The sequence below is a fragment of the Streptomyces sp. SS8 genome (assembly GCF_054072955.1).
The window spans coordinates 51,676-78,196 of sequence record NZ_JBSVCZ010000009.1 but is presented as its reverse complement, the minus strand read 5'-3'; the positions used below and the strand labels follow the sequence as shown (position 1 = coordinate 78,196).

The 26,521-nt window shown below is 72.5% G+C and carries 29 protein-coding genes; 22 read left to right on the top strand and 7 right to left on the bottom strand.

Annotation, left to right across the window (positions count from 1 at the left end):
* Positions 1-321: 321 nt before the first annotated feature.
* The 15 genes from ACW69E_RS11375 to ACW69E_RS11305 all read left to right on the top strand — a co-directional run bounded on the left by ACW69E_RS11375 (position 322) and on the right by ACW69E_RS11305 (position 11,153).
* On the top strand, positions 322-1,059 hold the full coding sequence (locus ACW69E_RS11375) for a GntR family transcriptional regulator (RefSeq protein WP_457498053.1): 738 nt from the start codon (positions 322-324) through the stop codon (positions 1,057-1,059).
* A gap of 688 nt (positions 1,060-1,747) precedes the next feature.
* Positions 1,748-2,011: a DUF6284 family protein gene (locus ACW69E_RS11370; protein ID WP_457498052.1), complete on the top strand. Its 264-nt coding sequence runs from the start codon at positions 1,748-1,750 to the stop codon at positions 2,009-2,011.
* Positions 2,008-2,277 (top strand): hypothetical protein, encoded by a 270-nt coding sequence (locus ACW69E_RS11365; protein ID WP_457498051.1) that lies wholly within the window; start codon positions 2,008-2,010, stop codon positions 2,275-2,277. Before ACW69E_RS11370 ends, ACW69E_RS11365 begins: the two co-directional genes overlap by 4 nt.
* Positions 2,274-3,293, top strand: a complete 1,020-nt coding sequence (locus tag ACW69E_RS11360) for a hypothetical protein (protein WP_457498050.1) — start codon at positions 2,274-2,276, stop codon at positions 3,291-3,293. Before ACW69E_RS11365 ends, ACW69E_RS11360 begins: the two co-directional genes overlap by 4 nt.
* The gene (locus ACW69E_RS11355) at positions 3,290-3,613 is read left to right on the top strand and encodes a hypothetical protein (RefSeq protein ID WP_457498049.1); all 324 of its coding nucleotides are present in this window, start codon (positions 3,290-3,292) and stop codon (positions 3,611-3,613) included. The genes ACW69E_RS11360 and ACW69E_RS11355 overlap by 4 nt, the downstream gene beginning before the upstream one ends.
* Before the next feature lie 81 nt (positions 3,614-3,694).
* A complete protein-coding gene (locus ACW69E_RS11350; RefSeq protein WP_457498048.1) occupies positions 3,695-3,904 on the top strand; it encodes a hypothetical protein in 210 nt (69 codons plus the stop codon).
* 40 nt (positions 3,905-3,944) lie between these two features.
* Positions 3,945-4,148: a hypothetical protein gene (locus tag ACW69E_RS11345; protein WP_457498047.1), complete on the top strand. Its 204-nt coding sequence runs from the start codon at positions 3,945-3,947 to the stop codon at positions 4,146-4,148.
* Positions 4,149-4,165: 17 nt separating this feature from the next.
* Positions 4,166-4,489, top strand: a complete 324-nt coding sequence (locus tag ACW69E_RS11340) for a hypothetical protein (RefSeq protein WP_457498046.1) — start codon at positions 4,166-4,168, stop codon at positions 4,487-4,489.
* A gap of 85 nt (positions 4,490-4,574) precedes the next feature.
* On the top strand, positions 4,575-6,701 hold the full coding sequence (locus tag ACW69E_RS11335; RefSeq protein ID WP_457498045.1) for a cell division protein FtsK: 2,127 nt from the start codon (positions 4,575-4,577) through the stop codon (positions 6,699-6,701).
* A gap of 133 nt (positions 6,702-6,834) precedes the next feature.
* Positions 6,835-6,984, top strand: a complete 150-nt coding sequence (locus ACW69E_RS11330; RefSeq protein ID WP_457498044.1) for a hypothetical protein — start codon at positions 6,835-6,837, stop codon at positions 6,982-6,984.
* Between the two features lie 93 nt (positions 6,985-7,077).
* Positions 7,078-8,007 (top strand): bifunctional DNA primase/polymerase, encoded by a 930-nt coding sequence (locus ACW69E_RS11325; RefSeq protein WP_457498043.1) that lies wholly within the window; start codon positions 7,078-7,080, stop codon positions 8,005-8,007.
* Positions 8,004-8,198, top strand: a complete 195-nt coding sequence (locus tag ACW69E_RS11320; protein ID WP_457498042.1) for a hypothetical protein — start codon at positions 8,004-8,006, stop codon at positions 8,196-8,198. Before ACW69E_RS11325 ends, ACW69E_RS11320 begins: the two co-directional genes overlap by 4 nt.
* Positions 8,195-9,439: a DUF3631 domain-containing protein gene (locus tag ACW69E_RS11315; protein WP_457498041.1), complete on the top strand. Its 1,245-nt coding sequence runs from the start codon at positions 8,195-8,197 to the stop codon at positions 9,437-9,439. The genes ACW69E_RS11320 and ACW69E_RS11315 overlap by 4 nt, the downstream gene beginning before the upstream one ends.
* 140 nt (positions 9,440-9,579) lie before the next feature.
* On the top strand, positions 9,580-9,801 hold the full coding sequence (locus tag ACW69E_RS11310; protein ID WP_237878960.1) for a helix-turn-helix domain-containing protein: 222 nt from the start codon (positions 9,580-9,582) through the stop codon (positions 9,799-9,801).
* Between the two features lie 86 nt (positions 9,802-9,887).
* A complete protein-coding gene (locus tag ACW69E_RS11305) occupies positions 9,888-11,153 on the top strand; it encodes a tyrosine-type recombinase/integrase (RefSeq protein WP_457498040.1) in 1,266 nt (421 codons plus the stop codon).
* Between the two features lie 75 nt (positions 11,154-11,228).
* Here the strand turns inward: ACW69E_RS11305 and glnA are convergent, their stop codons facing one another.
* Positions 11,229-12,590: a type I glutamate--ammonia ligase gene (gene glnA / locus ACW69E_RS11300; protein ID WP_457498038.1), complete on the bottom strand. Its 1,362-nt coding sequence runs from the start codon at positions 12,588-12,590 to the stop codon at positions 11,229-11,231.
* A 96-nt stretch (positions 12,591-12,686) separates the two neighbouring features.
* Positions 12,687-13,319: a GNAT family N-acetyltransferase gene (locus tag ACW69E_RS11295; protein WP_457498037.1), complete on the bottom strand. Its 633-nt coding sequence runs from the start codon at positions 13,317-13,319 to the stop codon at positions 12,687-12,689.
* Positions 13,320-13,497: 178 nt separating this feature from the next.
* Here ACW69E_RS11295 and ACW69E_RS11290 point away from each other — a divergent pair, with 178 nt between their 5' ends.
* Entirely contained in the window at positions 13,498-15,252 is a 1,755-nt protein-coding gene (locus ACW69E_RS11290; protein ID WP_457498036.1) for an NAD+ synthase, read from the top strand.
* Positions 15,253-15,644: 392 nt separating this feature from the next.
* Here ACW69E_RS11290 and ACW69E_RS11285 read toward each other — a convergent pair whose 3' ends face one another.
* The 3 genes from ACW69E_RS11285 to ACW69E_RS11275 form a co-directional block, all read right to left on the bottom strand.
* Positions 15,645-16,979: an MFS transporter gene (locus tag ACW69E_RS11285; RefSeq protein WP_457498035.1), complete on the bottom strand. Its 1,335-nt coding sequence runs from the start codon at positions 16,977-16,979 to the stop codon at positions 15,645-15,647.
* A gap of 282 nt (positions 16,980-17,261) precedes the next feature.
* A complete protein-coding gene (locus ACW69E_RS11280) occupies positions 17,262-18,308 on the bottom strand; it encodes an endonuclease/exonuclease/phosphatase family protein (RefSeq protein WP_457498034.1) in 1,047 nt (348 codons plus the stop codon).
* 312 nt (positions 18,309-18,620) lie between these two features.
* A complete protein-coding gene (locus ACW69E_RS11275; RefSeq protein ID WP_457498033.1) occupies positions 18,621-20,291 on the bottom strand; it encodes an MFS transporter in 1,671 nt (556 codons plus the stop codon).
* Between the two features lie 173 nt (positions 20,292-20,464).
* Here ACW69E_RS11275 and panB point away from each other — a divergent pair, with 173 nt between their 5' ends.
* From panB to ACW69E_RS11260, 3 genes are all read left to right on the top strand, one after another.
* Positions 20,465-21,322: a 3-methyl-2-oxobutanoate hydroxymethyltransferase gene (panB, locus tag ACW69E_RS11270; RefSeq protein WP_457498032.1), complete on the top strand. Its 858-nt coding sequence runs from the start codon at positions 20,465-20,467 to the stop codon at positions 21,320-21,322.
* Between the two features lie 165 nt (positions 21,323-21,487).
* The gene (locus ACW69E_RS11265; protein WP_457498145.1) at positions 21,488-21,934 is read left to right on the top strand and encodes an Hsp20/alpha crystallin family protein; all 447 of its coding nucleotides are present in this window, start codon (positions 21,488-21,490) and stop codon (positions 21,932-21,934) included.
* 62 nt (positions 21,935-21,996) lie between these two features.
* A complete protein-coding gene (locus ACW69E_RS11260; protein WP_457498031.1) occupies positions 21,997-22,773 on the top strand; it encodes a site-2 protease family protein in 777 nt (258 codons plus the stop codon).
* On the opposite strand, the gene ACW69E_RS11255 is transcribed toward ACW69E_RS11260, so the two are convergent.
* Positions 22,760-22,981, bottom strand: a complete 222-nt coding sequence (locus ACW69E_RS11255; RefSeq protein WP_457498030.1) for a hypothetical protein — start codon at positions 22,979-22,981, stop codon at positions 22,760-22,762. The genes ACW69E_RS11260 and ACW69E_RS11255 overlap by 14 nt on opposite strands.
* A gap of 548 nt (positions 22,982-23,529) precedes the next feature.
* On the opposite strand from ACW69E_RS11255, the gene npdG reads away from it, so the two are divergent.
* Positions 23,530-24,246, top strand: coding sequence for an NADPH-dependent F420 reductase (gene npdG, locus ACW69E_RS11250; RefSeq protein ID WP_457498029.1), 717 nt, complete (start codon positions 23,530-23,532; stop codon positions 24,244-24,246).
* A 313-nt stretch (positions 24,247-24,559) separates the two neighbouring features.
* Here the strand turns inward: npdG and ACW69E_RS11245 are convergent, their stop codons facing one another.
* Positions 24,560-24,787, bottom strand: a complete 228-nt coding sequence (locus tag ACW69E_RS11245; protein ID WP_457498028.1) for a hypothetical protein — start codon at positions 24,785-24,787, stop codon at positions 24,560-24,562.
* Between the two features lie 53 nt (positions 24,788-24,840).
* Between ACW69E_RS11245 and map the strand changes: the two genes are divergently transcribed.
* A complete protein-coding gene (gene map, locus ACW69E_RS11240) occupies positions 24,841-25,698 on the top strand; it encodes a type I methionyl aminopeptidase (protein ID WP_457498027.1) in 858 nt (285 codons plus the stop codon).
* Between the two features lie 123 nt (positions 25,699-25,821).
* Positions 25,822-26,487, top strand: coding sequence for a biliverdin-producing heme oxygenase (locus ACW69E_RS11235; RefSeq protein WP_457498026.1), 666 nt, complete (start codon positions 25,822-25,824; stop codon positions 26,485-26,487).
* The last annotated feature ends 34 nt before the right edge of the window (positions 26,488-26,521 follow it).

The window sequence follows — 26,521 nt, the reverse complement described above, 5'->3', positions numbered from 1 at the left end:
CGCCCTAGCCATAGAGGGTGCCTCCCACTTCTTGCCCGCAGTTCGCCAGCGCGCCGCCGGGCGCGGCCAGCCGGGGCAGAGACAGGAGGCAGGCGCGCCGCAGAGGCGGCGCGCGCCCGCGCCGTGTGCGGGCCTTGATCCCGCAGAGAAGGTTGTTACTCACTTCGGCTGTGATGTCGAGCTGGATCCTGTGTCGTCGGGTCCCTACCTCATCACGGGCTTGTGCTCATGCAGCTCACCGGACGACGCCCCACGCGAAACGGTTCTGGAACTTCTGTGCCAAGGTGGAAGGGGAGCACCCTAGGGAAGTGAGGGCCGTTGATGGCAGAGAGCGCCAGGCAGATCGCCGATGAGCTGCGGGAGCGCATCCAGTCGGGTGAGCTGGCTCCCGGTGCCCGGCTTCCTGGTGAGCCGGCCCTAGTACGCGAATACGGCGTGGCCAAGGAGACCGCCCGCCGGGCACTGACACTGCTGGTCACCGAAGGGCTGGCCGTCCGCAGGCGGGGCAGTGGGACGTACGTGCGGGAGTTCCGGCCGATCCGGCGGGTCGCCAACCGCCGCCTCGCCCAAGAGGGCTGGGGATCCGGACGGTCCATCTGGGCTGCGGACCTGGGTGAGCGGCCCCTGTCGGTCACCGATCTGAAGGTCTACGAGACGACCGCACCCGACCATGTGGCGCGCGTACTGGACTTGGCCGACGACGCCCCGGTCGTGGTCCGCGACCGGGTGTTCGTGGTGGAGGGCGAGCCGGTCCAGGCCGCCACCTCCTACCTGCCGGCCGAGCTGGTGCGCGACACCGCGATCGCCCAGCCCGACACCGGGCCCGGCGGCACCTACGCACGCCTGGCAGAGCTGGGGTGGAAGCCCGTCCGCTTCGCCGAGGAGCTGCGGGCTCGCATGCCCAGCCAGGCCGAGGCCGAGCGGCTACACCTCGCGGAGGGGACGCCGGTAGTGGAGATCTGGCGCACCGCGTTCACCGAGGACGACCGTGCCATCGAGGTGAACAAGATGCTGCTGGACGCAGGCGTCTACGTCATGGAGTACCACCTGAGCAGCTAAGATCGTCCGCAACCACCCCAGGGAGCCCGCTTCAGGCGGGCTCCCTTTTCTACGTCCTGGCCCCGGATCGGTTGACCTCCCTAGGGATGTTGCCTATAAATGTCCCTAGGGAGGTCCACGCATCCCTGGCAGCCTTCTTTGGGCTGTTCAGAGCATGCGTGCGCCTTCTTTAGTGCCTCCGGACCACCCGGAGGTGAGGGACCCGGACCCCTTGGCAACCGGAGGGCTCAGACCGAAAGGTCGCGTCTCCATACGCCTGAAACGGGAGCACGCTCCCGAAGGAGACCTCTGCAATAACCGCAACCTCTTCCGCAGCGCCTCAGCGCGCTGCGGCCGGTTGCCTCCTCCGCCTGTCCGGTCCCGCGTACTGCGCGGTGCTGTACGGGCGGAGCGTGGGGAGCCGGAATCCGCCGACTCCGACAAAGACGCGCCGCCCGGAGCTGCAACTCCGGGCGGCGCCTTACAGGCACCTGATTGGGAGGTCCCTGTGGTGATGAGTCTGACAGACGCGGAGCGGGACGAGCTGTCCCGCAAGAACGCCGAGGCGAACAAGCGCAGCCAGGACGACGCCCGGGCGCGCGGCTGCCGCTGACCGGCCTGCTTTCCGTTGAACGGCCCGCGGCCCCGGTGCTGGAACACCGGGGCCGCCTTGCTGGGCCGTATCCGCTTGCGAGAGGAATCCCGACCCGTGAAGCACATCGCTGCACTCCAGGCGGTTGTTACCGCCGATCCGGCCGACCGGGAGCCGTCGGCCGCCGAGCTGGACGCGATCGAGCACGAGATGCCGCTCATCGCGGCCGAGGTGGAGCTGCTGGACGCGCACATCACCGTGCTGGACCGCGTCCCCTCGGAGCTGGACGCCCGCCGCCTGCGCCGGGCCCGCCGGAAGGTGCTGGCCGCCCGCCGGGCCTTGGCCAACCACGGCTTCGGCCGTCTGGAGGTGGGCGCGTGAACACCCCCGAGATCCCCGCCCCGGTCCGCGAGCTGCTGGCCGCCGTGCTGGAGGCCATCGACCTCCCCTACCCGGCCACCATCGGCGACTCCGAGCGGTACCGCGAGGTCCTCGAACGCCGCGTCATGCATGCCGCGATCGCGCTGCGGAACGCCCTGCACGACCGGCCGCTGATGGACATCACGTGGGACACCGAGTACCTGCGCGAGCGGCTGGCCGACCATCCGCCGACCAGCTACCGGCACGTGGGCGGTGAGGGCCGGTGAACGCCCTGTCCGGCGGCCAGAAGGCCGTCCTGGGGATTGCCGGGGCGCTGATGCTGGCCACGGCCGGGATCGGCGCCTGGGGCACCTACACCAACATCAAGGCCGAGTTCGGCAACGGCGCGACCGCCGCGGGCATGGTCGCCGCCGGGGAAGGCGCCACGCTGGTGCTCGCCCTGGTCATGGTCGGCGTCACCCTGCTGGGGCAGGCCGCGCCGGCGCCGGTCCGCATCGGCCTGTGGCTGACCCCGGTGGTCGCCTCGGCCGTGGGGCTGGCGTTGGCCGACGACGGCACCGAGGCCGTCATCTACGGGGTGTCGCCGATGGGCATGTGCGTGGCCGCCGAGGGGCTGGGGTTCCTGGCCCGGCGGATCGTGGTCTACCGCACCGGCACCGACGCCGAGGCGATGCGGCGCAACACCGAGGCCGTGCAGCAGCTCGCCTACCACCGGGCGGTGGCCGACGGGCACCCGGACGACAAGGTCCGCGGCAGGGCCGAGAAGGCCGCCTGGAAGCTGGCGCGGAAGGTCGGCGTCGGGGACCTCGAACTGGGCTCCCGGCTGGTGGCCGTGCAGCGCGAGCGGCTGACCGGCGGCGCCGACGCCGCCCTGGCGGGCATGTTCGGTGCCACCGTAGCCCGGCCCGAGATGACCGGCGAGGTGACCGCCGAGGTGCCGGAGGTGACCATCTCGCGGGCCGACACCGAGCGGCCCGAGCCGGTCATGCCGACCGTCGCCGAACTGCCCGCGCCGCCGCTGCTGTGGGAGCAGGTCGACCGGCCCGAGGCGACCGCCAAGGTGACCGCCGCCGTGCCCGCCGAGGCACCCCGAGAGGTGGTCACCGAGCGGGTCGTGCTCACCCCCACCGAGCTGCGCAAGCGGGCCCGGAAGCTGCACCGGGAGGCGGTCAGGTCGACGCGCCGCCCGGTGACCATCAAGGCCCTGCAGAACGCACTGTCGCTGTCCCGTCGGGAGGCGACCGAGCTGCGCCGCGAGGTGCTGGGAGAGGAGCGGTCATGAGCCACGAGATCGAGAAGGCCGCCGCCGACGCCGTCCAGGCTGCCCAGCAGTCCGAGCAGTACGCGCTGCTGCTGGCCACCGTCCAGGCCGCCCAGACCCAGCAGCAGGGCCGGTGCCAGTACCACCCGGCGCCGGCCCCGCGCCCGTCCAGCGCGGGGAAGTGGGTGGCCGCCGGATTCGGCGGGTCCGTCTTCCTCCTGGCCGTCGCCGTCTCCGCCGTCGCGGTCGCCGTCTCGGCCGTAGCCCTGACCGTGTGCCTGCTGGTGCTGCGGTCGGTGTGGCAGGACGTCCAGCGCGAGCGGGAGGAGCGCCACGGCTGACGGCTGCCTGCGGCCCCGGACACCGCGCCGGGGCCGTGGGGAGCCGGGACAGCCCCGGCCCACCGATCCGAGAGGAACCCCATGTCCCGCATGAAGAGGCAGGCCGAGCAGAACCGCACCGCCGCGAAGGAGCTGCGGGAGCGCAGCCGGGGCACGTCGCCGACCACCCGCGCCCATGCCGAGCGGCAGGCCGACGCGCTGGAGGCCCGCGCCGCCGAGCTGGAGTCCGGCCGCGTCACCGACGTCACCGACCAGGTGCTCAGCCTGTGGTCCTGGGCCCGAGGCCGCTGACCGCCCGCCCCATCGGCCAGCCCCCTGAAAGGAGCCCGTCATGGGCCTGTTCCGCCGCACGTCCTCGGCCCGCTCCGCCTACACCACCGAGCTCACCACCGACCCGGAGACCGGCCGACCCGCGATCGGGCTGCGCTCCGGCATGACCGGCGGCCACATCGTCTCCCTACACGCCACTTGCGAAGAGGCCGAGCAGGCCGCCGACCGGCTCGCCGCCCAGTGGGACCAGCTCAACCGCAACTGACCAGGAAGGAACCCGTGATGAGCACCCCGACCCGCATCTACACCCCGGCCGAGCGCCGGCGCCGCGCCGCCCTGGTGGCCCGCGGCACCCGCCAGGCGTTCGCCGACGCCGTCGACCCGCGCATCCAGCGGCAGCTGGACGCCATCGACGCCGCCGCCGAAGACCGGGCCGCCCGCGAACTGGCCGCGCTGCTGCGGCAGCTGGAGGACGCGAAGAACGAGCTGGCCACCGCCCGCGCCCGTGAGAGGGCCGCGTCCCGGGAGGAGCGGACGGCCGCCAAGGCTGCGCGGAAGGCGGCCGAGGACCGGCTGCGCCGCTGTGAGAGGGCGCTGCGCCGATGAACCCCCGGGGCGGCCGCCTGAGCCTGCCAGCACCGTCGGCCGCCCCGGGCCCCGTCCCCCGATCGGAAGACAGGAGACACCCAGCATGACCGACGCCACGGTCATCCCCATCACCAGCAAGACCCCACCGCCCCCGCCGCCGGAGCCTGGGCCGGTCGACGACGGCCAGGAGGCCGACGAGCGGCGGCCGGTGCCGGTCGACGACCCCGGCCTGCCCGACCCGGAGGCGAGCAGCGAGCGGCACCGCCCCATCGTGCCCGCGTGGCTGCGCACCCGGTCCGAGTTCCTGACCGCCGCCCGTCACGCCGGCGGCCGGGCCGGATACGCCGCGGCCTACCACGGCATCCGGCTGCCCTGGTACGGCGCGCAGCTCGCCGCCATGGCCCCGCGCGGTGCGGCGCGGTTCGTCGCCGCCACGGGCCGGTGGGTGTGGGACAAGGAGGCCGCGCCGCTGCGCGCGGCCGCGGTGCGCGGCGAGGACTTCGACGAGTACGCCCGCCTCGCCAAGCTGCGTAGCGACCGAGTGCGGCTGCGCGGCCTGGTCGTTGCCATCGCCACGGTGTTCGGCACCGCCTTCGCCTGCGCCCTGTACGTCCTCGCCCCCGGGTGGCTGTACGCGGCCGCCTCGGCCGCCGTCCTGGCGCTGGGCTGGGCCGGACAGCCCAAGGACGCCCCGGTGATCGGCCCGGCCGTGCTCCGCACCGAGGTGCAGAAACTCACCTCCGACATCGTGCTGCGCGGCCTGGACGCCATCGGCAACCCGAAAATCTCGGCCGCGATCAAGCGGGGCGGGGGCATGAACGGGCTGCGGTTCACCGCCCCCATCGTCCGCGACGGGCCCGGCTACCGCGCCGACCTCGACCTGCCCTACGGCGTCACCCCGGAGGACATCATGGAGGCCCGCAAGCCGCTCGCCTCGGGCTTGCGGCGCAAGGTCGGCTGCGTATGGCCCTCCCCCGACCCCGAGGAGCACGACGGGCGCCTGGTGCTGTGGGTCGGCGACAAGCCCATGAACGAGACCGCCAAACCCGCCTGGCCGCTGGCCAAGACCGGCACCGTCGACCTGTTCAAGCCGGTGGTGTTCGGCAACGACCAGCGGATGCGGGAGGTGACCGTCACCCTCATGTTCGCCTCGGTGGTGGTCGGCTCCATCCCCCGGATGGGCAAGACGTTCCTGATGCGGCTGCTGCTGCTCATCGCCGCCCTCGACCCCCGCGCCGAACTGCACGCCTTCGACTTCAAGGGCACCGGCGACTTCGGCGCCCTGGAACCGGTCTGCCACCGCTACCGCGCCGGCGAGGAGGACGAGGACCTGGAGTACGTGGTGGCCGCGCTGCGCGAGCTCAAGGCCGAGCTGCGCCGCCGCGCCAAGGTCATCAAGTCCCTGCCGCGCACCCTGTGCCCCGAATCCAAGGTCACCAGCACACTCGCCAGCGACCAACGGTATCGGCTGCATCCCATCGTGGTCGGCCTGGACGAGTGCCAGATCGCCTTCGAGCACCCCGAGTACGGGCCGGAGATCGAGGCCATCTGCACCGACCTGGTCAAGCGCGGCCCGGCGCTGGGCATCGTGGCCATGTTCGGCACCCAGCGCCCGGACGCCAAATCCCTGCCCACCGGCATCAGCGCGAACGCCGTGCTGCGGTTCTGCCTGAAGGTGATGGGCCAGCCCGCCAACGACATGGTGCTCGGCACCAGCATGTACAAGGCCGGATACCGGGCCACCATGTTCTCCCGATCCGACCGCGGCATCTGCTGGATGGCCGGCGAGGGCGACGAACCCCGCATCGTCGCCTCCGCGTTCGTCGACGCCCCCGCCGCCGAGCAGATCGTCGCCCGCGCCCGGAAGATGCGCGAGGAGCTGGGCAACATCACCGGCCACGCCATCGGCGAGGAACCCGACGACCGCGGCCCCGCCTTCGACGTCCTCGCCGACGTCCTGGCCGTCGTCCCGGCCGCCGAGGACAAGGCGTGGTGCGAGCGGATCGCCGCCCGCCTGGCCGAGCTGCGCCCCGACGTCTACGACGGCTGGACCGGCCCCCAGGTCACCGCCGCCCTCAAGCCGCACGGCATCACCACCGCCCAGGTGTGGGGCACCACCGACGACGGCGAGGGCAAGAACCGACGCGGCATCGAGCGGGCCGCCGTGGCCGCCGCCATCGCTGCCCGTGACGGCAAGAAGACCGCACAGCAGGCCGCGCACCGCCGCTAGACCTAGCACCCCGCGCCGCTAGGTCTAGCACCCCCGCTAGCGCCCCAAACCGCCGCTGACCTGCGCACTAGCCCCTAGCAGCCCACCGGCCCGAACCCACCGAACCTCGCCCAGACAAGGAGTCGAGACCCCGATGCTCGCCGCTAGCTCCGCCATCCTGCTCTGGCTCATCGCCTACGCAGCGTTGTGCGCCGCCCAGCCGTTCACCCCGGCCGGGAAGGCCCGGCTGGGCCGCCGCGCCTGGACCGCGCTGCGCCGCACCGCCCACAACGGCTGCCGCTGAGCCGCCAAGACTCCGGGGCGGTCGCCTCTCGCCAAAGACCGCGACCGCCCCGGTTCTCCCAGCTCCAACCAAGAGACTCAGGAGATCTCCAGCATGACCCATGACGCACGCTCCGCGCTGCTGTCCGCCGCCCTGGCCGCCGCCGAGCGCGGCTGGCACGTCTTCCCGCTGCGCCCCGGCACCAAGCGGCCCGCCCTGCACGGCCAGAACACCTGCCTGCACACCGGGCCCTGCGCTGGTGGGCACCGCAAGTGGGAGCAGCGCGCCACGGTCGACCCCGGCCGCATCCGGCAGGCGTGGGCCCGCGCCCCCTACAACGTCGGCATCGCCACCGGCCCCTCCGGCCTGGTCGTCGTCGACCTCGACGTTCCCAAATGCTCCGGTGGCATCTCACCGGCGGAAAAGGCGCTGCCCGACATCACCGATGGCGCAGAAGTCCTCTCAGTGCTTGCCGGGCAGCACGGGCAACCTTACCCCGGCGACACCTACACCGTCCGAACCGGCCGCGGCGGAACCCACCTGTACTTCACCGCCCCACCCGGGGTCCGGCTGCACAACACCGCGGGCACTCTTGCCCCGCTGGTCGACACCCGCGCTTGGGGCGGTTACGTCGTCGCCCCCGGCAGCGTCACCGACACGGGCACCTACGTGGTGGTGGACGACCGCCCGGTGGCGCCGCTGCCCGGATGGCTGCTGGACGCCCTGCGCCCCGCTCCAAGGCCCGCAGGGCCGGTCTCCGTGGCGGTAACGGCTCTGTCCGGCCGCTACGCCGAGGCAGCGCTGCGGAACGAGACCGCGACCGTCGCGACGGCCCAGGAGGGCGGGCGCGAGGCTGCTCTCTTCCGGGCCGCGCGCGCTCTGGGCCGGTTCGTCGCGTGGGGCGACATCCCCCGGCATGTGGTGGAGAACGCTCTTCAGCAGGCGGGGGAGTCGACCGGACTGCCGCCGGCCCAGTGCCGCTCCACCCTGCGCAGCGCGCTCAACTGGTCCATCGCTCACAACCAGCAGCGGAGGACGGCATGAACGCCCCCGCCCGCTCCCTGCTGAAGAGCACGTCCGCCACCGCCCCCGGCCCGCAGGCCGCCGAACCGGCCGCGCTCACGGCGGCCGGGGGCGCCCCGGGAAACGTCGGCCGCAGGCCGTCCTCTTCTGCTCTTCGCTCTGGCCCGCAGTTCGGCCGCCACCGCACCACCGAAAGGACCACCGCCGCATGACCGGCACCGCCACACCCGCTCCGGCCATTGACGGGGCCGAGCTGCTGGACGACGTCGAGCGCTTCCACCGGCGTTTCAACGCCTTCCCCACCGAAGCGGCCTATGCGGCCGTCACTCTGTGGGACGCTCACGCGCACCTGCTGGACGCCTTCGACTCCACCCCGCGCATCGCCTTCCTCTCCCCCGAACCGGGATCGGGCAAGTCGCGGGCGCTGGAGATCGTGGAAACCCTGGTGCCGCAGCCGATGGTGGCCGTCAACGCCTCCGCCGCCGCCCTGTTCCGGGCCGTGTCCGGCATGGACGGGCGACCCACCATCCTCTTCGACGAGATCGACACCGTCTTCGGCCCCAAGGCCGGGGACAACGAGGAGCTGCGCGGCTTCCTCAACGCCGGACACCGCCGCTCCGGAGTGACCTACCGGTGCGTGGGCGACGGCGCCAACCAGTCCGTGCAGGCCTTCCCGTCCTACTGCGCGGTGGCAGTCGCCGGCCTCGGCTCGCTGCCGGACACGATCCTGACCCGCTCGGTCATCATCCGCATGCGACGCCGCGCCCCCAACGAGCGCGTGGAGCCGTTCCGCCAGCGCATCCACGAGAAGGAAGGCCACACCCTGCGCGACCGACTCGCTGCCTGGGCCGAGCAGGTCCGCCCGGCTATGGAAGGCAAGTGGCCGGACATGCCCGAGGGCATCACCGACCGGCCCGCCGACGTCTGGGAGCCCCTGCTCACCGTCGCCGACGCCGCCGGCGGCACCTGGCCGCAGCGGGCCCGCGCGGCCTGCGTGGAGCTGGTCAACGCTGCCGCCGAGGACGACAAGGCTTCCCTCGGCATCCGGCTGCTGGCCGACCTGCGCGACCACGTCTTCCAAGGGGCCGACCGGATGCCCACCGCCGTCATCCTCGAATGCCTCAACGCCATCGAGGACGCCCCCTGGGGCGACCTGGGCGGCAAGCCCCTCACCTCTCGCGGCCTGTCGCGGATGCTCGGCGAGTACGTCACCGGGGACAACAAGCCCATCAAGCCGCGCCCCATCCGCACCGCGTCCGGAGTCCCCAGGGGCTACTACGCCGAGGACCTGGCCGATGCCTGGACCCGCTACTGCCCCCCGCCCCCTCCAAAGTCCGCTACATCCGCTACAGCCGCTACACCGCAGCTCACAGATGGTGCGGATGTAGCGGATGAGGCGACCGGCATCCGCTACATCACCCCGGCACCCGCTACCACCGCCCGCTCCGCGTAGCGGCACCTATCCGCTACATCCCGCGCATCCGCTACAGAAACAGGCCCCTGACCTGGGCTGTAGCGGCTGTAGCGGATGTAGCGGACCTACGGGGAGAGGGCTGCTCTCCCTTCCCGGCGCCACGAAGGAGAGACCACCGCATGGCATCCGCCACTACCGCACTGCGGGCCGGACTCCCGGACCGCTACCTGACTCCCGACGACATCGCCAGGTTGTTCGGCGTCCCCCTGGAGACCGTCTACGCCTGGCGCAAGAAGCGCACCGGCCCGCCCGGATTCCGGGTCGGCAAGCACCTGCGCTACGACCCCGCAGCCGTCCGCCACTGGGCCGCCGAGCGCATGGCCACCGACACGGCCGCCTGAGCACCCACAACCGAGCACACCGCCGCGGGGTGGGACCCTCGCCGGTCCCGCCCCGCGGCGCTCCCATGAAGGGACCACAACGCCGCATGGCAGGTCACATCCAAGACCGCTGGTACAAGACCGAGCCCGGCACCGACGGCAAGCCCCGACGGGTCAGAACGAACCGCTACGGCACTGGCATGCGCTACCGCGCCCGCTACGTCGGCCCCGACGGCACCGAGAAGAGCAAGAGCTTCCCCGACCGGCAGAAGCGTCTTGCCGAGCAGTGGCTTGCCCACATCGAGGCCGACATGTCCCGCGGGCAGTACATCGATCCGTCGGCCGGCCGGACCACCTTCCGGCAGTACGCCGAGAAGTGGCTCACCGCGCAGACCACCGACATGACGACGCGCACGGCCGTCGAAGTGCAGCTCCGTCGGCATGCCTTCCCCTACCTCGGGTCCCGGCCGCTGGGCTCTTTCCAGCCCTCCCACATCCGCGATTGGCTGAGCACTCTGGAGCGCGCGCTCCCGGTCTCCTCGTACCGGCGCGTCATCTTCAACAGCGTCTCAGCCGTCCTGAGCGCGGCCGTGGACGACGGCCACCTCACGAAGAACCCGTGCCGTGCCCGCACGGTACGGGCCCCTCGGCCGTCTCCTCCCCGCGTGCAGCCCTGGCCCGCTGAGCAGGTGTTCGCCGTCCGGGCCGCGCTGCCCGAGCGCTACCGCGCGATGGTCGACGTCGGGGCAGGCTGCGGTCTGCGGCAGGGGGAAATCTTCGGACTCCCGGTGGACGAAGTGGGGTTCGACACCGGATGGCTGCGCGTCGCCTGTCAGGTGAAGGTGGTCAACGGCCACCTCGTCTTCGGCCCACCGAAGCGCGGCAAGGAGCGTGACGTACCGCTGCCCGAGCACGTAGGGCACGCCCTGAAGCGGCACCAGGACGTGCACCCGCCGTCCGAGGTCACGCTTCCGTGGCTGCGGCCGGATGGCCCACCGGTGACGAAGCGGCTGTTCTTCTCCCTGTCTGGTGGCGGAGCGGTCCGCCGGACCGACTTCAACACCCGGGTGTGGAAGCCCGCCCTTGCGGCGGCCGGGATCCTCCCGGAGCCCGGGGAAGGCGGACGGTACGAAGCGGCACGCGAACACGGCATGCACGCGCTGCGGCACTTCTACGCATCGGTGCTGCTGGACGCCGGGGAGAACATCAAGGCGCTGAGCACATACCTCGGTCACTCCGACGCGGGTTTCACGCTGCGGGTGTACACGCACCTGATGCCGAGCAGCGAGGGACGTACGAGGAGGGCCGTGGACAGCGTGTACGAGGGCGCCGTTTCACCGCCGGACGGCCCACAGACGGCCCAGGACGGGTGAAGCGACTCAGGGCCGGCGGCGGTATGCCGCCGGCCCTGAGTGTTGCCGTAGCCGGAGATCCCTGCGGACCTGCGCTTACAGCACCGGCAGGGACTTGCGCAGCTCGAAGGCGGTGACCTCGGAGCGGTACTCCTCCCACTCCTGCTTCTTGTTGCGCAGGAAGAAGTCGAAGACGTGCTCGCCCAGGGTCTCGGCGACCAGTTCGCTGCGCTCCATCAGCGCGATCGCCTCGCCCAGGTTCTGCGGCAGCGGCTCGATGCCCAGCGCGCGGCGCTCGGCGTCCGACAGCGCCCACACGTCGTCCTCGGCCCCGGCCGGGAGTTCGTAGCCCTCCTCGATGCCCTTCAGTCCGGCCGCCAGCAGCACCGCGTAGGCCAGGTAGGGGTTGGCGCCGGAGTCCAGGGAGCGGACCTCGATGCGGGTGGAGCCCATCTTGCCCGGCTTGTACATCGGCACGCGGATCAGCGCGGAGCGGTTGTTGTGCCCCCAGCAGATGTAGGAGGGCGCCTCGCCGCCGGCGCCGGCGGTGCGCTGGGCCCCGCCCCAGATGCGCTTGTAGGAGTTGACCCACTGGTTGGTGACGGCGGAGATCTCCCCGGCGTGCCTGAGCAGCCCGGCGATGAAGGAGCGGCCGACCTTGGAGAGCTGGTACTCGGCGCCGGACTCGTGGAAGGCGTTGCGGTCGCCCTCGAACAGCGACAGGTGGGTGTGCATCCCGGAGCCGGGGAACTCCGAGAACGGCTTGGGCATGAAGGTCGCCTGCACCCCCTGCTCCAGCGCGACCTGCTTCATCACCAGCCGGAACGTCATGATGTTGTCGGCCGTCGACAGGGCGTCGGCGTACCGCAGGTCGATCTCCTGCTGGCCCGGAGCGCCCTCGTGGTGGGAGAACTCCACCGAGATGCCCATCGACTCCAGCATGGTGATCGCCTGGCGGCGGAAGTCCTGGCCGACGTGCTGCGGGGTGTGGTCGAAGTAGCCGGAGGAGTCGGCCGGGGTGGGCCGGGTGCCGTCCACCGGCCTGTCCTTGAGCAGGAAGAACTCGATCTCGGGGTGGGTGTAGAAGGTGAAGCCCAGGTCGGAGGTCTTGTTCAGGGCCCGCTTGAGGACGTAGCGGGGGTCGGCGTAGGAGGGGGAGCCGTCCGGCATCAGGATGTCGCAGAACATCCGCGCGGTGCCGGGTGCCTCGGCGCGCCAGGGCAGGATCTGGAACGTGCTCGGGTCGGGCTTGGCGATCATGTCGGACTCGTAGACGCGGGCGAAGCCCTCGATCGCGGACCCGTCGAACCCCATGCCCTCGTCGAAGGCCTGCTCCAGCTCCGCCGGCGCGACGGCGACGGACTTCAGAAAGCCGAGCACGTCGGTGAACCACAGCCGGACGAACCGGATGTCGCGCTCCTCGAGCGTCCTGAGCACGAATTCCTGCTGCTTGTCCATGGTCACCCATCCTCGCTGGTCAGACGGCCCTCCCCCGCACCGCCCGGGAAGGGAGCGGCCCGCACACCAGTATCACGGTGAGGGGTTACCGTCACATTACGCCGACGCGGTGTCCGTGGACCTTCCCAGATAGGTGAGCGGGCCGGGGTCGGGCACCGACAGCTCGTAAAAACCCAGGCGGTCGTAGAAGCGCCGCGCGCCGGTGTTCGCCGTCAGCATCCCCAGATGGACGCGTTTCGCCCCCTCCCGGCGCAGGGCGTCCAGCAGCGCGCGCATCAGCGCCCTCCCGTGCCCCGCGCGCTGGTACGCGGGGAGGATGTCGATGTGGAGGTGCGCCGGGTGGTCGGCGAGTTCGGGCAGCACCATCCGCTCGGGCGTGTACAGCAGCTCGGTCATCCGCTCGTCCGGCGTGACCGGCCGCCGCGCCCTCGGGTACCGGCCGGCCACACGCGGCAGCCACTGGTGGCGGAACGCCTCGGCGAACGCGGCGGTGTCGGCGGTTCCGATCGCGTACCCGACCGCGCGCCCGCCGTCGTCCAGCACGAAGGCCAGGGACGGTGCGAGCCACACGTACGGGCCGGCGAAGAGGTCGCCCATCAGATCCGGGTCCCGGTAGATCCCCCGCGCGTCGCCGCCCGCGTCGGCGGTGCGCACGCACACCTCGTACACCGCCTCCCGGTCCCGCGCCCGGTACGGCCGTACGAACGGCCCGCCCCTGCTCTCACCCACCGAGTCCTCCTTCCCTGGGAGCGCTCCCAGGATGACCGCACGAGCCCCCCACGACAACCCTCCGGAGCCTCCGCCCCGACCCCCACCGCACCCCTCACCCGAACGGGTGCGACACGCGGTAGCCCGGCCGATCCCCCGCCTCCCGGGATCGCGTCAGTACGACGATTAGACTGACCGTGTGCCTCAGCTACGACTCGCCCTGAACCAGATCGACTCCACCGTCGGCGACCTCGCCGGGAACGCGGACGCGGTCGTCCGCTGGACGCGGCACTCGGCCGAGCAGGGGGCGCACCTCGTGGCGTTCCCCGAGATGATGCTCACCGGCTACCCCGTCGAGGACCTGGCCCTGCGCCCGTCCTTCGTCCGGGCCAGCCGCTCCGCCCTCACCGCACTCGCCGCCCGCCTGGCCGACGAAGGACTCGGCGGACTCCCCGTGGTCGTCGGCTACCTCGACCGTGCGGAGGAGGCCCAGCCCCGCTACGGCCAGCCCGCCGGCGCCCCCCGGAACGCCGCGGCCGTCCTCCACGGGGGCGAGGTCGTACTGACCTACGCCAAGCACCACCTTCCCAACTACGGGGTCTTCGACGAGTTCCGCTACTTCGTCCCCGGCGAGACCCTGCCCATGGTCCGGGTGCACGGCGTCGACGTGGCCCTGGCGATCTGCGAGGACCTGTGGCAGGACGGCGGCCGGGTGCCCGCCGCCCGCGCCGCCGGAGCGGGCCTGCTGCTGTCCGTCAACGCCTCCCCCTACGAGCGGAACAAGGACGACACCCGCCTGGACCTGGTGCGCCGCCGGGCCCGCGAGGCCGGCTGCACCACCGCCTACCTGGCCATGGTCGGCGCCCAGGACGACCTGGTCTTCGACGGCGACTCGATCGTCGTCTCCGCCGACGGCGAGGTCATCGCACGGGCCCCGCAGTTCGAGGAGGGCTGCGTCGTCCTCGACCTCGACCTGCCCGCCGCCGCGCCCGAGCCTCCCTCCGGCGACGTCTCCGACGGCCTGCGCATCGAGCACCGCACCCTCTCCGCCTCCCCCCTTCCCGCGTACGAACCGCAGGTCACCGGCGCGGAGGCCCCCCGTATGGACGACGACGAGGAGGTCTACACGGCCCTCGTCACGGGTCTGCGCGCCTACGTCCTGAAGAACGGTTTCCGCTCGGTGCTCATCGGGCTCTCCGGCGGCATCGACTCCGCCCTCACCGCCGCCATCGCCTGCGACGCGATCGGCCCGGAGAACGTGTACGGCGTCTCCATGCCCTCGCGCTACTCCTCGGAGCACTCCAGGGACGACGCGGCGGAGATGGCCCGCCGCACCGGCCTCAACTTCCGCACCGTGCCGATCGCCCCGATGTTCGACGCCTACATGGACTCGCTCCACCTCACCGGTCTGGCGGAGGAGAACCTCCAGGCCCGGCTGCGCGGCACCCTGCTGATGGGCCTGTCCAACCAGGAGGGCCACATCGTGCTCGCGCCGGGCAACAAGTCCGAACTGGCCGTCGGCTACTCGACCCTCTACGGCGACTCGGTCGGCGCGTACGGCCCGATCAAGGACGTCTACAAGACGACCGTCTTCCGCCTCGCCCGCTGGCGCAACAAGGCCGCCGCAGAGCGCGGCGAGACCCCGCCGATCCCGGAGAACTCCATCTCCAAGCCGCCGAGCGCGGAACTGCGCCCGGATCAGGTGGACACCGACTCCCTCCCCGACTACGACGTCCTGGACCGGATCCTGGAGCTGTACGTGGACCTGGACCGGGGCCGGGAGGAGATCATCGCCGAGGGCTTCGACGAGGAGACCGTCACCCGCGTCCTGCGCATGACGGACACCGCCGAGTACAAGCGGCGGCAGTACCCGCCGGGCACCAAGATCTCCGCGAAGGGTTTCGGCAAGGACCGCCGCCTGCCGATCACCAACCGCTGGCGCGAAACCGGCTGACCCCGCCCCCACAACGGCGGGCGCCCCACCGGGGCGCCCGCCGCCGGAGAACAACAGGACTCCGGATCCCGCCCGTTCCGCCCCAGCGAGGACCCGGCCGCCGGACGGCCGACTGCGGAAGAGCACCGGCAGAGGCCGCCCACCCGCACCCGGACGACGGCGGGAGGGGACGGGGAGGGGCGGACGTTCCGGACACTCTGGGGTCCCCCATGCCGGAGGCCAGGGGAGTGATTTGCGGGCAATGGGAGTTCCAGAGAGCGGTGCACGTCCAGGCCCGTAAATCATGCCGTCCGGAACGTCCGCCCCGGACCGGCCCCGACCCCCGCACGCACACACCCGCACCCGCACACCCCACCGCCCACAGCGGACCCCGCCCTCAGCGGACCCCGCCCTCAGCGAACCCCGGCCCCACCCCGGCTACCCGCCTCCTCCCGCGAACCGGCCTCGCGCGCACCCGCCCCGCGCGAACCCGCCCCACGAGCCACCACCCGCGACCGCCGCCCGGACGCCCACCGCCCGGCCGGCGCCCCCCGGCCCGCCCGGTCCAGCACCCCCGCCACCACGGCGATCACCAGACCCACCACCGCCAGGCCCGCGCCCACCAGCGCCGGGGACGTCCACCCCCAGCCCGCCGCGATGGCCGTACCACCGGCCCACGCACCGCCCGCGTTGGCCAGGTTGAACGCGGAGTGGTTGGAGGCCGCGGCGAGCGTCGGCGCGTGGCGCGCCTTCTCCATCACGAGCATCTGCAGCGGCGTGGTGGTCATGAACCCCACCGCGCCGATCACCACCACGGTCACCATCGCCGCCCACGGCACGTGGACGGTGAACCGGAACGCCACCAGCACCAGCGCCAGCGCTCCCAGCGCCCCGTACAGCGTGGGCCGCAGCGCACGGTCGGTCAGCGGTCCCGCGGCCAGCGCACCCAGCGTCATGCCGACACCGAAGAGAGCCAGCACGACCGTCACCGACGACTCGGCCATCCCCGTGACCTCGGTGACCATCGAGGCGAGGTAGCTGTAGAGGGCGAAGACGCCCGCGAACCCGAAGACGGCCGTCAGCAGCCCGAGCAGCACCTGCCGGTCCCCCAGCGCCCGCACCTCGCGGCGCAGCTCACGCACCGCCCCACCACCGCCTGCACCAGCACCGGCGTCCCCCGCACCGCCGCCGCGCCGCTCCAGCGGCAGATACGGCACCAGCGCCGCCAGCGCCCCCATCGCGACCAGCCCGATCACGGTGACGACCAGGAACGTCGCACGCCACCCCAGTTGCTGTCCCAGCGCCGTGCCGCCGGGCACGCCGACGATGTTGGCCACGGTCAGCCCCAGGAACATCGTGGCCACGGCCCGCGCCTGCCGCCCCTCCCGCACCAGGCGGGCGGCGACGACCGCGCCGACGCCGAAGAACGCGCCGTGCGGCAGCCCGGCCAGCACCCGTCCGGCCAGCAGCGTGCCGTATCCGGGGGCGAGGGCGGAGGCGAGGTTGCCGAGGGTGAACAGGCCCATCAGGGCGATCAGCATCCGCCTGCGCGGGACGCGGACCCCGACGGCGGCCAGGAGCGGGGCGCCGATGACGACGCCGAGGGCGTATGCGGAGACGAGATGGCCGGCGGTGGGCACGGAGACGCCCAGGTCGTCCGCGACGTTGGGCAGCAGGCCCATCATCACGAACTCGGTGGTGCCGATCCCGAAGGCCGCGACCGCGAGAGCGAGCAGGGCCAGGGGCATGGGAGAGCCTTTCGACGCGAGGGGTGGATGCGCAGCAGGACGAGGAAACGGAGTCGGTGTGCTCCGAACACGAACAAGTCTCGCAGCCTTTTTGTTCCGGCACAAAACAAATAGGTGACAGCCGTGCTACAAGCAGCGGACGGCCCGCCCACACGGGCGGGCCGTCCACCGGAACCCAAGCACCCTCCACGGCCGGTCCCGGAAGCGGAACCGGACCCAACCCCCGCCCGGCCCGCCGCGCGCGGGCCCGCCGCGCCCCGGCCCTCGCCGCGCCCAGCGGCCCTACCAGCTCACCGACGCCGCCAACGGCAGATGATCACTCCCGGTCGGCGGCAGCGCCCACGACGACACCGGCTCGACCCCCTTCACCATGATCTGGTCGATCCGGGCCATCGGGAACGACGCGGGCCAGCTGAACCCGAACCCGTCGCCCGCCGCGCCCTGCGTGGAACGCATCTGGGAGGTGACGGACGCCAGCGCCCGGTCGTTCATCGTCCCGTTGAGGTCGCCCAGCAGCACCACCCTCCCGACGGGCTCCGCCACGATGGCCTCGCCCAGCAGGTCGGAGGCGACATCGCGCTGGCGGGCGGTGAACCCCGCCTCGAACTTCACCCGCACCGACGGCAGGTGCGCGCCGTACACGGCGACGTCCCCCCTCGGCGTGCCGACGGTGGCGCGCATCGCCCGCGTCCAGCCGATCCCGATGTCCACCGGCCGGGCGTCGTCGATCGGGTACTTGCTCCACAGCCCGACCGTGCCCAGCACCACGTGGTGGGGGTAGGCGTCCGCCAGCGCCTTCTCGTACTCCGCCACCGACCGGCCCGGCAGCTCCTGGAGGGACAGCACCTCGGCGCCGCTGCGCGCCAGCTGCCGCGCCGTACCGGCGGGGTCGGGGTTGTCGGCGTTGACGTTGTGGGTGACCACCGTCAGGTCTCCGCCGGTGGCGCGCTTGTCGGTGACCAGACCGCCGAACATGTGGGTCCAGACCACCGCGGGCAGCAGCAGCGCCACCAGCGCGGTGGCCGAACGGCGCAGCAGCGCGGCCAGGAGCAGCAGGGGGACCGCCAGACCGAGCCACGGCAGGAAGGTCTCCAGCAGACTGCCCAGGTTGCCGACCCGGTTGGGCACCCGGGAGTGCAGCGCCATCAGCAGGGCGACCACCACGGCCAGCAGCGCCAGTAGCAGGCCGCGGCGCCACCGGCCCTCGCCGCCCGCCCGGGAGATCGCGCGCCGGAGGCGGGCGGCGGCGGAGGGGGCGGGACCGGGGTGCCCGTCCGCCTCGCCCCGCGCCGTCTGCGACTCCGCCTCGGTCATGTACGCCCGTGCCATCCGCCGTCCTCACTTGCCGTCATCGCGAGGCCGCCGCCCCGGTCCGGCGTCCCGGGCGGCGGCCGGTCTTGCCCGCTGGGCGCACCGGCCGCGCGAAGCGACCCGTACGCCTCCACGTCTGCCAGGACGAACGCGGTCCCGCGGCGGGTTCCTGACCTTCCGGCGGCATCCGCCACTGTAACGAAACACGCACATTCCGGCACGGCGCGCAGACCCGCGTGCACGTATGCGCACACCCGCGCGTTCGCGTACCCCGCACCGCCGCGCATCCGCCGGGAACACCCCTCGGCACCCCTACCCCCGCCCCCACCCTCAGCCGCGCGTCCGGGCACCGTCCAGCGCCCCCTCCGGCACCCCGTCCACCGCCTGCTCGGCCGACCCCTCGGGCAACCGTCCCGGCTCCCGCTCGCCCTCCCCCTTTGACGCCTCCGGCCTGCCCGGCATGAACCACGCGACGACGACCGCACCGGCCAGGGCGACGGCGGCGGAGGCCGCGACCGTGACGTGCATGGCGTGGACGAACGCCTCGTCGGCCCGCTCTGCCAGCGTCCGTCCCGCCGGGCCCATCCGCTCGGCCAGCGCCCGGGTGGCCTCGATGGACTCGCCCGCCGCGCGCCGGGCGCCCTCCGACAGGCCCGGCACCCCGGCCAGTTCGCCGTCGACCCAGCCCCGGTAGGACGCCGACAGCAGCGAGCCGAGCACGGCGACGCCCAGCGCGCCGCCGACCTGCCGGAAGATGTTGTTGACCGCCGATCCGGAACCGGCCTTCTCACGCGGCAGCGCCTGCATGATCGCGACCGTGACGGGCGGCGTGACGTGCGCCATCCCGGCGCCCTGGACGACGAAGAGGACCTCCAGGACCCAGATCGGGGTGTCGGTGCCGAGCAGCACGAACGCCGCCATGGTCGCGGCGACCGCCAGCAGGCCGGCCGTGCAGGTGGCCCGGGCGCCGAAGCGCTTCACGGCCAGCTCGGCCCGGGAGGCGAAGAACAGCTGCGAGGCGGCGAGCGGAAGCAGCAACAGGCCGGTCTGGAAGGGGGTGTAGCCGCGCACGCTCTGGGTGTAGAAGACCATGAAGAACGTCACGCCCATCAGCGCGAAGAACACCAGCGCCACGGCGGTGACGGCGGCCGAGAAGGCCGGCTCGCGGAAGTACCGCACGTCCAGGGCCGGGTGCCGGCTGCGCCTCTCGTGGAGCACGAAGCCGACCAGGACGGCCAGACCGCCGCCCACCGTGAGCAGCACCTCCGGGTCGGTGAAGTCGGCGAGCTGCCCGCCCTTGATGATGCCGTACACCAGCAGCACCAGGCCGGCGACCGACAGCAGCACGCCGGGGACGTCGGGGCGGCCGGGGGCGGGGTCCCTGGAGTCGGGGACGAGCACGGCCATCGCGATCAGCGCGGCGATCACGATGGGCACGTTGACCATGAAGACCGAGCCCCACCAGAAGTGCTCCAGCAGCAGGCCGCCGGTGGCCGGCCCCACGGCGATGGCCACGCCGACGCCCCCGGTCCAGATCCCCATGGCCCTGGGCTGCTCCTCGCGTTCGAAGACGTTCATCAGGACGGCGAGCGTGGAGGGCATCACCAGGGCGCCGCCGACTCCCATCAGCGCGCGGTGGGCGATCAGTTCGCCGGGCGAAGCGGACAGTCCGGCCAGCACCGAACCGACGCCGAACAGCACCAGGCCCGCCAGCAGCACCCGTTTGCGCCCGTAGCGGTCCGCGAGCAGACCTGAGGTGAACAGCAGTCCCGCGAAGACGAGCGTGTAGGAGTTCACCGCCCATTCCAGCTGGCTGTGGGTGGCGCCGAGGCCGGTGGGGGGCGGGGTCGCGATGGTCTTCATCGCGACGTTGAGGATCGAGTTGTCCAGTACGACGATCAGCAGGCTGAGCATCAGGACGGCCAGGATCACCCAGCGCCTGCGATGCGCGGCCTCCGGGACCGTCGGACACGGCGGCGCTTCGGAACCGACTGCACTCATCGCCACAGATTAGGACATTCAAGGCGCCGACCCGCCTCGTGCCGCCACGCGCTCCCCCGTGTCGCACCACAGGCGGTCCCCCTTCCCTCCCACCCGGTGGCAGTGCCACCATGGACACGGATCCGGGGACGCCGTGAGGGCGCCTCGAGACGACGAACACAGGAGCCGGCGCAATGACGCATGCCCAGCAGGCGGCCGACAGCAGCAAGGCGCTGTACGGCGGAACGCAGCAGCGACGCATCACCGTGAGGGACCTGGCCGCCGCCAAGGGGCGCGGCGAGAAGTGGCCCATGCTCACCGCGTACGACGCGATGACCGCGTCCGTCTTCGACGAGGCGGGCATCCCCGTCCTGCTCGTCGGGGACTCGGCGGGCAACTGCCACCTCGGCTACGACTCCACGGTGCCCGTCACCATGGAGCAGATGGCCATGATGTCCGCCGCCGTCGTACGCGGCACCCGGCGGGCGATGGTCGTCGCCGACCTCCCCTTCGGCTCGTACCAGGAGGGCCCCGTCCAGGCCCTGCGCAACGCCACCCGCCTGGTGAAGGAGGCCGGCGCCGGGGCGGTGAAGCTGGAGGGCGGCGAGCGCTCGCTGGCCCAGACCGAACTGCTCGTGCGGTCCGGCATCCCCGTGATGTCCCACCTGGGCCTGACCCCGCAGTCGGTCAACGCGCTGGGTGGCTACTACGTCCAGGGCCGCGGCGACGAGGCCGCCCACCAGCTCCTGCGCGACGCCAAGGCCGCCCAGGACGCCGGCGCCTTCGCCCTCGTCATGGAGATGGTGCCGGCCGAGCTGGCCGCCGAGGTCACCCGCTCCCTGAGCATCCCGACCATCGGCATCGGCGCCGGCGCGGACTGCGACGCCCAGGTGCTGGTCTGGACGGACATGGCGGGCATGACGCCGGGCCGTATGCCGCGCTTCGTCAAGCAGTACGCGCGGCTGCGCGAGACGCTCGGCGACGCGGCGCGCGAGTTCGCCCAGGACGTGGTCGGCTCCGCCTTCCCCGCCGAGGAGCACACCTTCCACTGACCGGCGGCGGCCGGCCCTCCCCCACCGGCCGCCACCGGTCCTCCCGCGGCGGCCCGCCGACGGCCTTCCCCGGCCCGTCGGCGGGCCGCCCGTTACGTTCGCCCGCGCCCGGATACCCGCCACGGCGCACGGACAGGCCACGAGGAGGGAGGCACTCCCGTGAAGATGCCAGTACGGCGCGGAGAGGGCTCGCAGCAGCCGGGCTGGGGCCGGCTCGACCCGCGCGGCGAGTTCGAGAACCTGTGGTCCGAGGTCGGCCGGTTCTTCCAGCAGGGCACCACGCCCACCGGCGAGCGGCCCTGGGTGCCGCTGGTCGAGGAGGAGGAGACCGAGGACGCCTATCTGGTGCGGGCCGAGCTGCCCGGCATCCCGCGCGAGAACGTCTCGGTGGAGCTGGACGCCAACGAGCTGCACATCACCGGCGAGCTCGAGGAGGAGCACCACGGGAAGGTGCTCAGCCGCCGCACCGGCCGGTTCTCCTACCGCACCATGGTCCCCCACGACATCGACGAGGACGCGGTCTCGGCCGACCTGGCCGACGGGGTCCTCACCGTACGCATCCCGAAGTCGCCCCAGGGCAAGCGGCGCACGATCGACATCGGCGCCCGGTAGGCCGGCCGGGGCACGGGCCCCGGCTCGTGCCCCGGCGACCGCCCCGGGTACGGTCTGGCCCCATGAACAGACAGGTCAGCCCCGTGTTCCTGGGGCTCGTCACCGTCATGGGGGTGTCGGCCTGGGGCGTGTGGGCGGGCTACGCGGCGAGCACCGGTTTCGCGGTGTTCCTCTTCGTCGTCTCGGCCTGGATCGTCTCCCTGTGCCTGCACGAGTACGCGCACGCGCGCACCGCGCTGCACGGCGGCGACATATCCGTCGGGGCCAAGGGCTACCTCACCCTCAACCCCCTCAAGTACACCCACGCCCTGCTGAGCATCGTCCTGCCCGTGGTCTTCGTGATCATGGGCGGCATCGGCCTCCCCGGCGGCGCGGTGTTCATCGAGCGCCACCGCATCCGCGGCCGGCTCAGACACAGCCTGATCTCGGCGGCCGGCCCTCTGGTCAACGCCGTCCTCGCCCTCGTCCTGGTCACGCCCTTCCTGCTGGGCCTGCTGGACGACGCGCCGATCGCGTTCCGCTGCGCACTGGCCTTCCTGGCGATGCTCCAGGTCACGGCCGCGATCCTCAACTTCCTGCCCGTCCCCGGCCTGGACGGCTACGGCGTCATCGAACCGTGGCTCTCGCCCAGGGCCCGCCGCCAGGTGGAGCCCTTCGCGCCCTTCGGTCTCCTCGCGGTCTTCGCCTGCCTGTGGATCCCGGAGGTCAACGCCGTCTTCTGGAACGGCGTCGACGCCGTGATGGGGGCTCTGGGGGTCTCCTGGCAGGAGGTCGCCTACGGGCTGCGGTACTTCCGCTTCTGGGAGGGCGAGCCCCAGGACGTCTTCATCCCCCACTGACGCCGTTCGCCTCGGCCGAGGCCCGCTCCAGCCTGGCGCGGCGCACGTAGTACCAGGCCATGTTGGAGGACAGTCCGGCCAGCAGGACCCAGACGATCCCCACCGGCCAGGCCCCCCGCGCGAAGGACACCACCGCCGCGACGACGGCGAGGCCGCAGACGACCAGGGCGAACAGGGGGAGTCGTCGGGTCGGGGACGAGGGGGCCATGGGGTCGGGCTCCTGGGGGTTGCGGCGTTACGACGGTCCCCATTGTCCCCCATCCGCCCCCACACCCCCCGCTCCGGGGGCGCCCGCCCACCGGCGGAACCCACCACCGCGCCGACCCACCGACGTGACCGGGCACCACCCGCCGCACCGGCCACACGCCCGCAGCCGGGGCACGGGCCCCTACCCGCTCGCACCGCGGACAACGGGCCGGTACCGACCCAGCCCGCACCACCACGGACCCGCAGCCGGGCGACGGGCCGGTGCCGCCCCGCGCCCGGCCCGCAGCAGCCACGGACCCGTACCCGGGCGACGGCGGGAGGGGACGGGGAGGGGCGGACGTTCCGGACACTCTGGGGTCCCCCATGCCGGAGGCCAGGGGAGTTATTTGCGGCCAATGAGTGCTTCATATAACGGTGCACGGCAACGGCCGTAAATCATACCGTCCGGAATGTTCGCCCCGGACCGGCCCCGGCCCCCGCACGCACCCGGCCCCACCACACCCCGGCCCCCACCGCACCGCACCCCGCAAACCCTGGCAGGATCGGACCATGACCTCGAACGATGCTTCCGCAGACGCCCCGAAGAAGGCCCCCGCCAAGGACCCCTGGGAACTGCCGGACGTCTCCGGCCTGGTGGTCGGCGTGCTGGGCGGCACCGGCGACCAGGGCCGCGGCCTGGCGTACCGGCTGGCCCGGGCCGGCCAGAAGGTGATCCTCGGTTCGCGGACCGCCGAGCGCGCGCGGGCCGCGGCCGGGGAGCTGGGCCTGGGCGTGGAGGGCGCCGACAACGCCGAGTGCGCACGCCGCAGCGACGTGGTGATCGTCGCGGTGCCGTGGGAGGGGCACGCCGCCACCCTGGAGAGCCTGCGCGAGGAGCTGGCGGGCAAGCTCGTCGTGGACTGCGTCAACCCGCTCGGCTTCGACAAGAAGGGCGCCTACGCGCTGAAGCCGGAGGAGGGCAGCGCCGCGGAGCAGGCCGCCGCCCTGCTGCCGGACTCGCGGGTGACCGCGGCCTTCCACCACCTGTCGGCCGTCCTGCTCCGGGACCCGGAGATCGAGGAGATCGAGACCGACGTGATGGTGCTCGGGGAGGTGCGGGCCGACTGCGAGATCGTCCAGGCGCTGGCGGGGCGCATCCCGGGGATGCGCGGCGTGTTCGCCGGCCGGCTGCGCAACGCGCACCAGGTGGAGTCGCTGGTCGCCAACCTGATCTCGGTCAACCGGCGGTACAAGGCGCACGCGGGGGTGCGGCTCACCGACATCTGAGCGTGCACCGGGCCGGGTGCGGTGGGGGACGGGGCGCGGGGCGCGGTGGGGCCGGGTGCGTACGGGGGCCGGGGCCGGTCCGGGGCGAACATTCCGGACGGCATGATTTACGGTCGTTGCCGTGCACCGTCGGGTGGGGCGCCCATTGACCGCAAATCACGCTTGAGTGTCCGGAACGTCCGCCCCTCCCCGTCCCCTCCCGCCGTCGCCCGGGTGCGGGTCCGTGGTGGTGCGGGCCTCGGCTGCGGACGTGCGGCCGGTACGGCGCGTGGTGGCGGTCACGCCGGTGGCCGGGCGCGGCGCCGGGCGGCGCTCACTCGGTCTCGTCCCGCGGGGCGGGTTCGTTCCAGCGCGGATCGTTCTCCCACCGTTCGTTGCGCTCGCGGGCCGTGTCCATCGCCTGTTCGGCCTCGGCGCGCGACGGGTACGGGCCCAGGCGGTCCTTGGCCGGGCACTCGGGGCCCTCCTCGACCGTGTGGTGTGCGAGGCAGTAGAACCACTCGCCGGACTTGCCTGTCGCCTTGCGCTTGAAGAGTGCCATGTGGTTCATGCTGCCCTGCCGGGGCGCCGCCTATCACGGTTAGACTCGCGCACATGTCTGGCCAGTCGCTTCTCGTTCCCGGCACCGTCTCCCCGCACCGCGGCGTGCCCGCTTCGATCCCCCGCCCGGAGTACGTGGGCAAGGACGCCCCGACGCCGTACACCGGCCCCGAGGTGCAGGATTCCGAGACGGTCGAGAAGATGCGGATCGCGGGGCGGATCGCCGCCCGCGCCATGGCGGAGGCCGCCAAGCACATCGCTCCCGGCGTGACCACCGACAAGCTGGACGAGGTCGCGCACGAGTACCTGTGCGACCACGGGGCCTACCCCTCGACGCTGGGATACCGGAAGTTCCCCAAGTCGCTGTGCACCTCGGTCAACGAGGTCATCTGCCACGGGATTCCGGACTCCACCGTCCTGCGGGACGGGGACATCGTGAACCTGGACGTGACGGCGTACATCCACGGTGTGCACGGCGACAACAACGCCACCTATCTGTGCGGGGACGTGGACGAGGAGTCGCGGCTGCTGGTGGAGCGGACACGCGAGTCGCTGAACCGCGCGATCAAGGCGGTGCGGCCGGGCCGGCAGATCAACGTCATCGGCCGGGTCATCGAGTCGTACGCCAAGCGCTTCGGCTACGGGGTGGTGCGCGACTTCACCGGGCACGGCATCAACAGCTCGTTCCACTCCGGTCTGATCATCCCCCACTACGACGACCCGCGGGCGACGACGGTGATGAAGCCGGGCATGACGTTCACCATCGAGCCGATGCTGACGCTGGGCACCCACGAGTGGGAGATGTGGGAGGACGGCTGGACGGTGGTGACCAGGGACCGGAAGCGGACGGCGCAGTTCGAGCACACGCTCGTGGTCACCGGCTCGGGGGCGGAGATCCTGACACTGCCCTGACTGTTTTCCGACAAGCTGTCGGCAAGCCGTTGACTTGCGGGCCGGGTCGGCGAGAATCGGTCGGGTCCGGCGGTGCTCCCGTGGCGCCGCCCTCTCACGCCGTCTGGTCCCCGGAGGCCCGCCTTGGTCGCGTCCGCCACGACTCCGTTCTCCGTCCTCATCCGCGAGGCCTCTCGGCAGCAGCACACGGAGGCGGAGGGTTCCGCGTTCATGGGCGCCCTGCTGGGCGGCCGGCTGGGGGTGGAGGCGTACCGGCGCTACACCGAGCAGCTCTGGTTCGTCTACCGCGCCCTGGAGGACGGGGCCGAGGGGCTGGCCGGTGATCCGGTGGCAGGACCGTTCCTGCGGCCCGAGCTGGCCCGCACCGCCGCTCTGGAGCGTGATCTGACCCATCTGCACGACGGGGAGGGCTGGCGCGGGTCGCTGGCCCCGCTGCCGGCGACGGCCGCGTACGCCGGGCGGATCGCCGAGCTGGCCGGCCGGTGGCCGGGCGGTTACGTCGCGCACCACTACACCCGTTATCTGGGTGATCTGTCCGGTGGCCAGATCATCCGGGGGAAGGCCGAGAAGGCCTGGGGTTTCGCCCGCAAGGGCGACGGTGTGCGCTTCTACGTCTTCGAGGGCATCGACAACCCGGCCGCGTTCAAGCGCGAGTACCGGGCGGCGCTGGACGCGGTGCCCGCGGACGATCTGGAGAAGCAGCGGATCGCCGAGGAGTGCCGCCGCGCCTTCGCGCTGAACACCGCCGTCTTCCGCGAGCTGGGCGAGGAGTTCCCGCTGAGCGCCTGACGCCTCCGGAACCGATTCACGTCACACCTCTTGA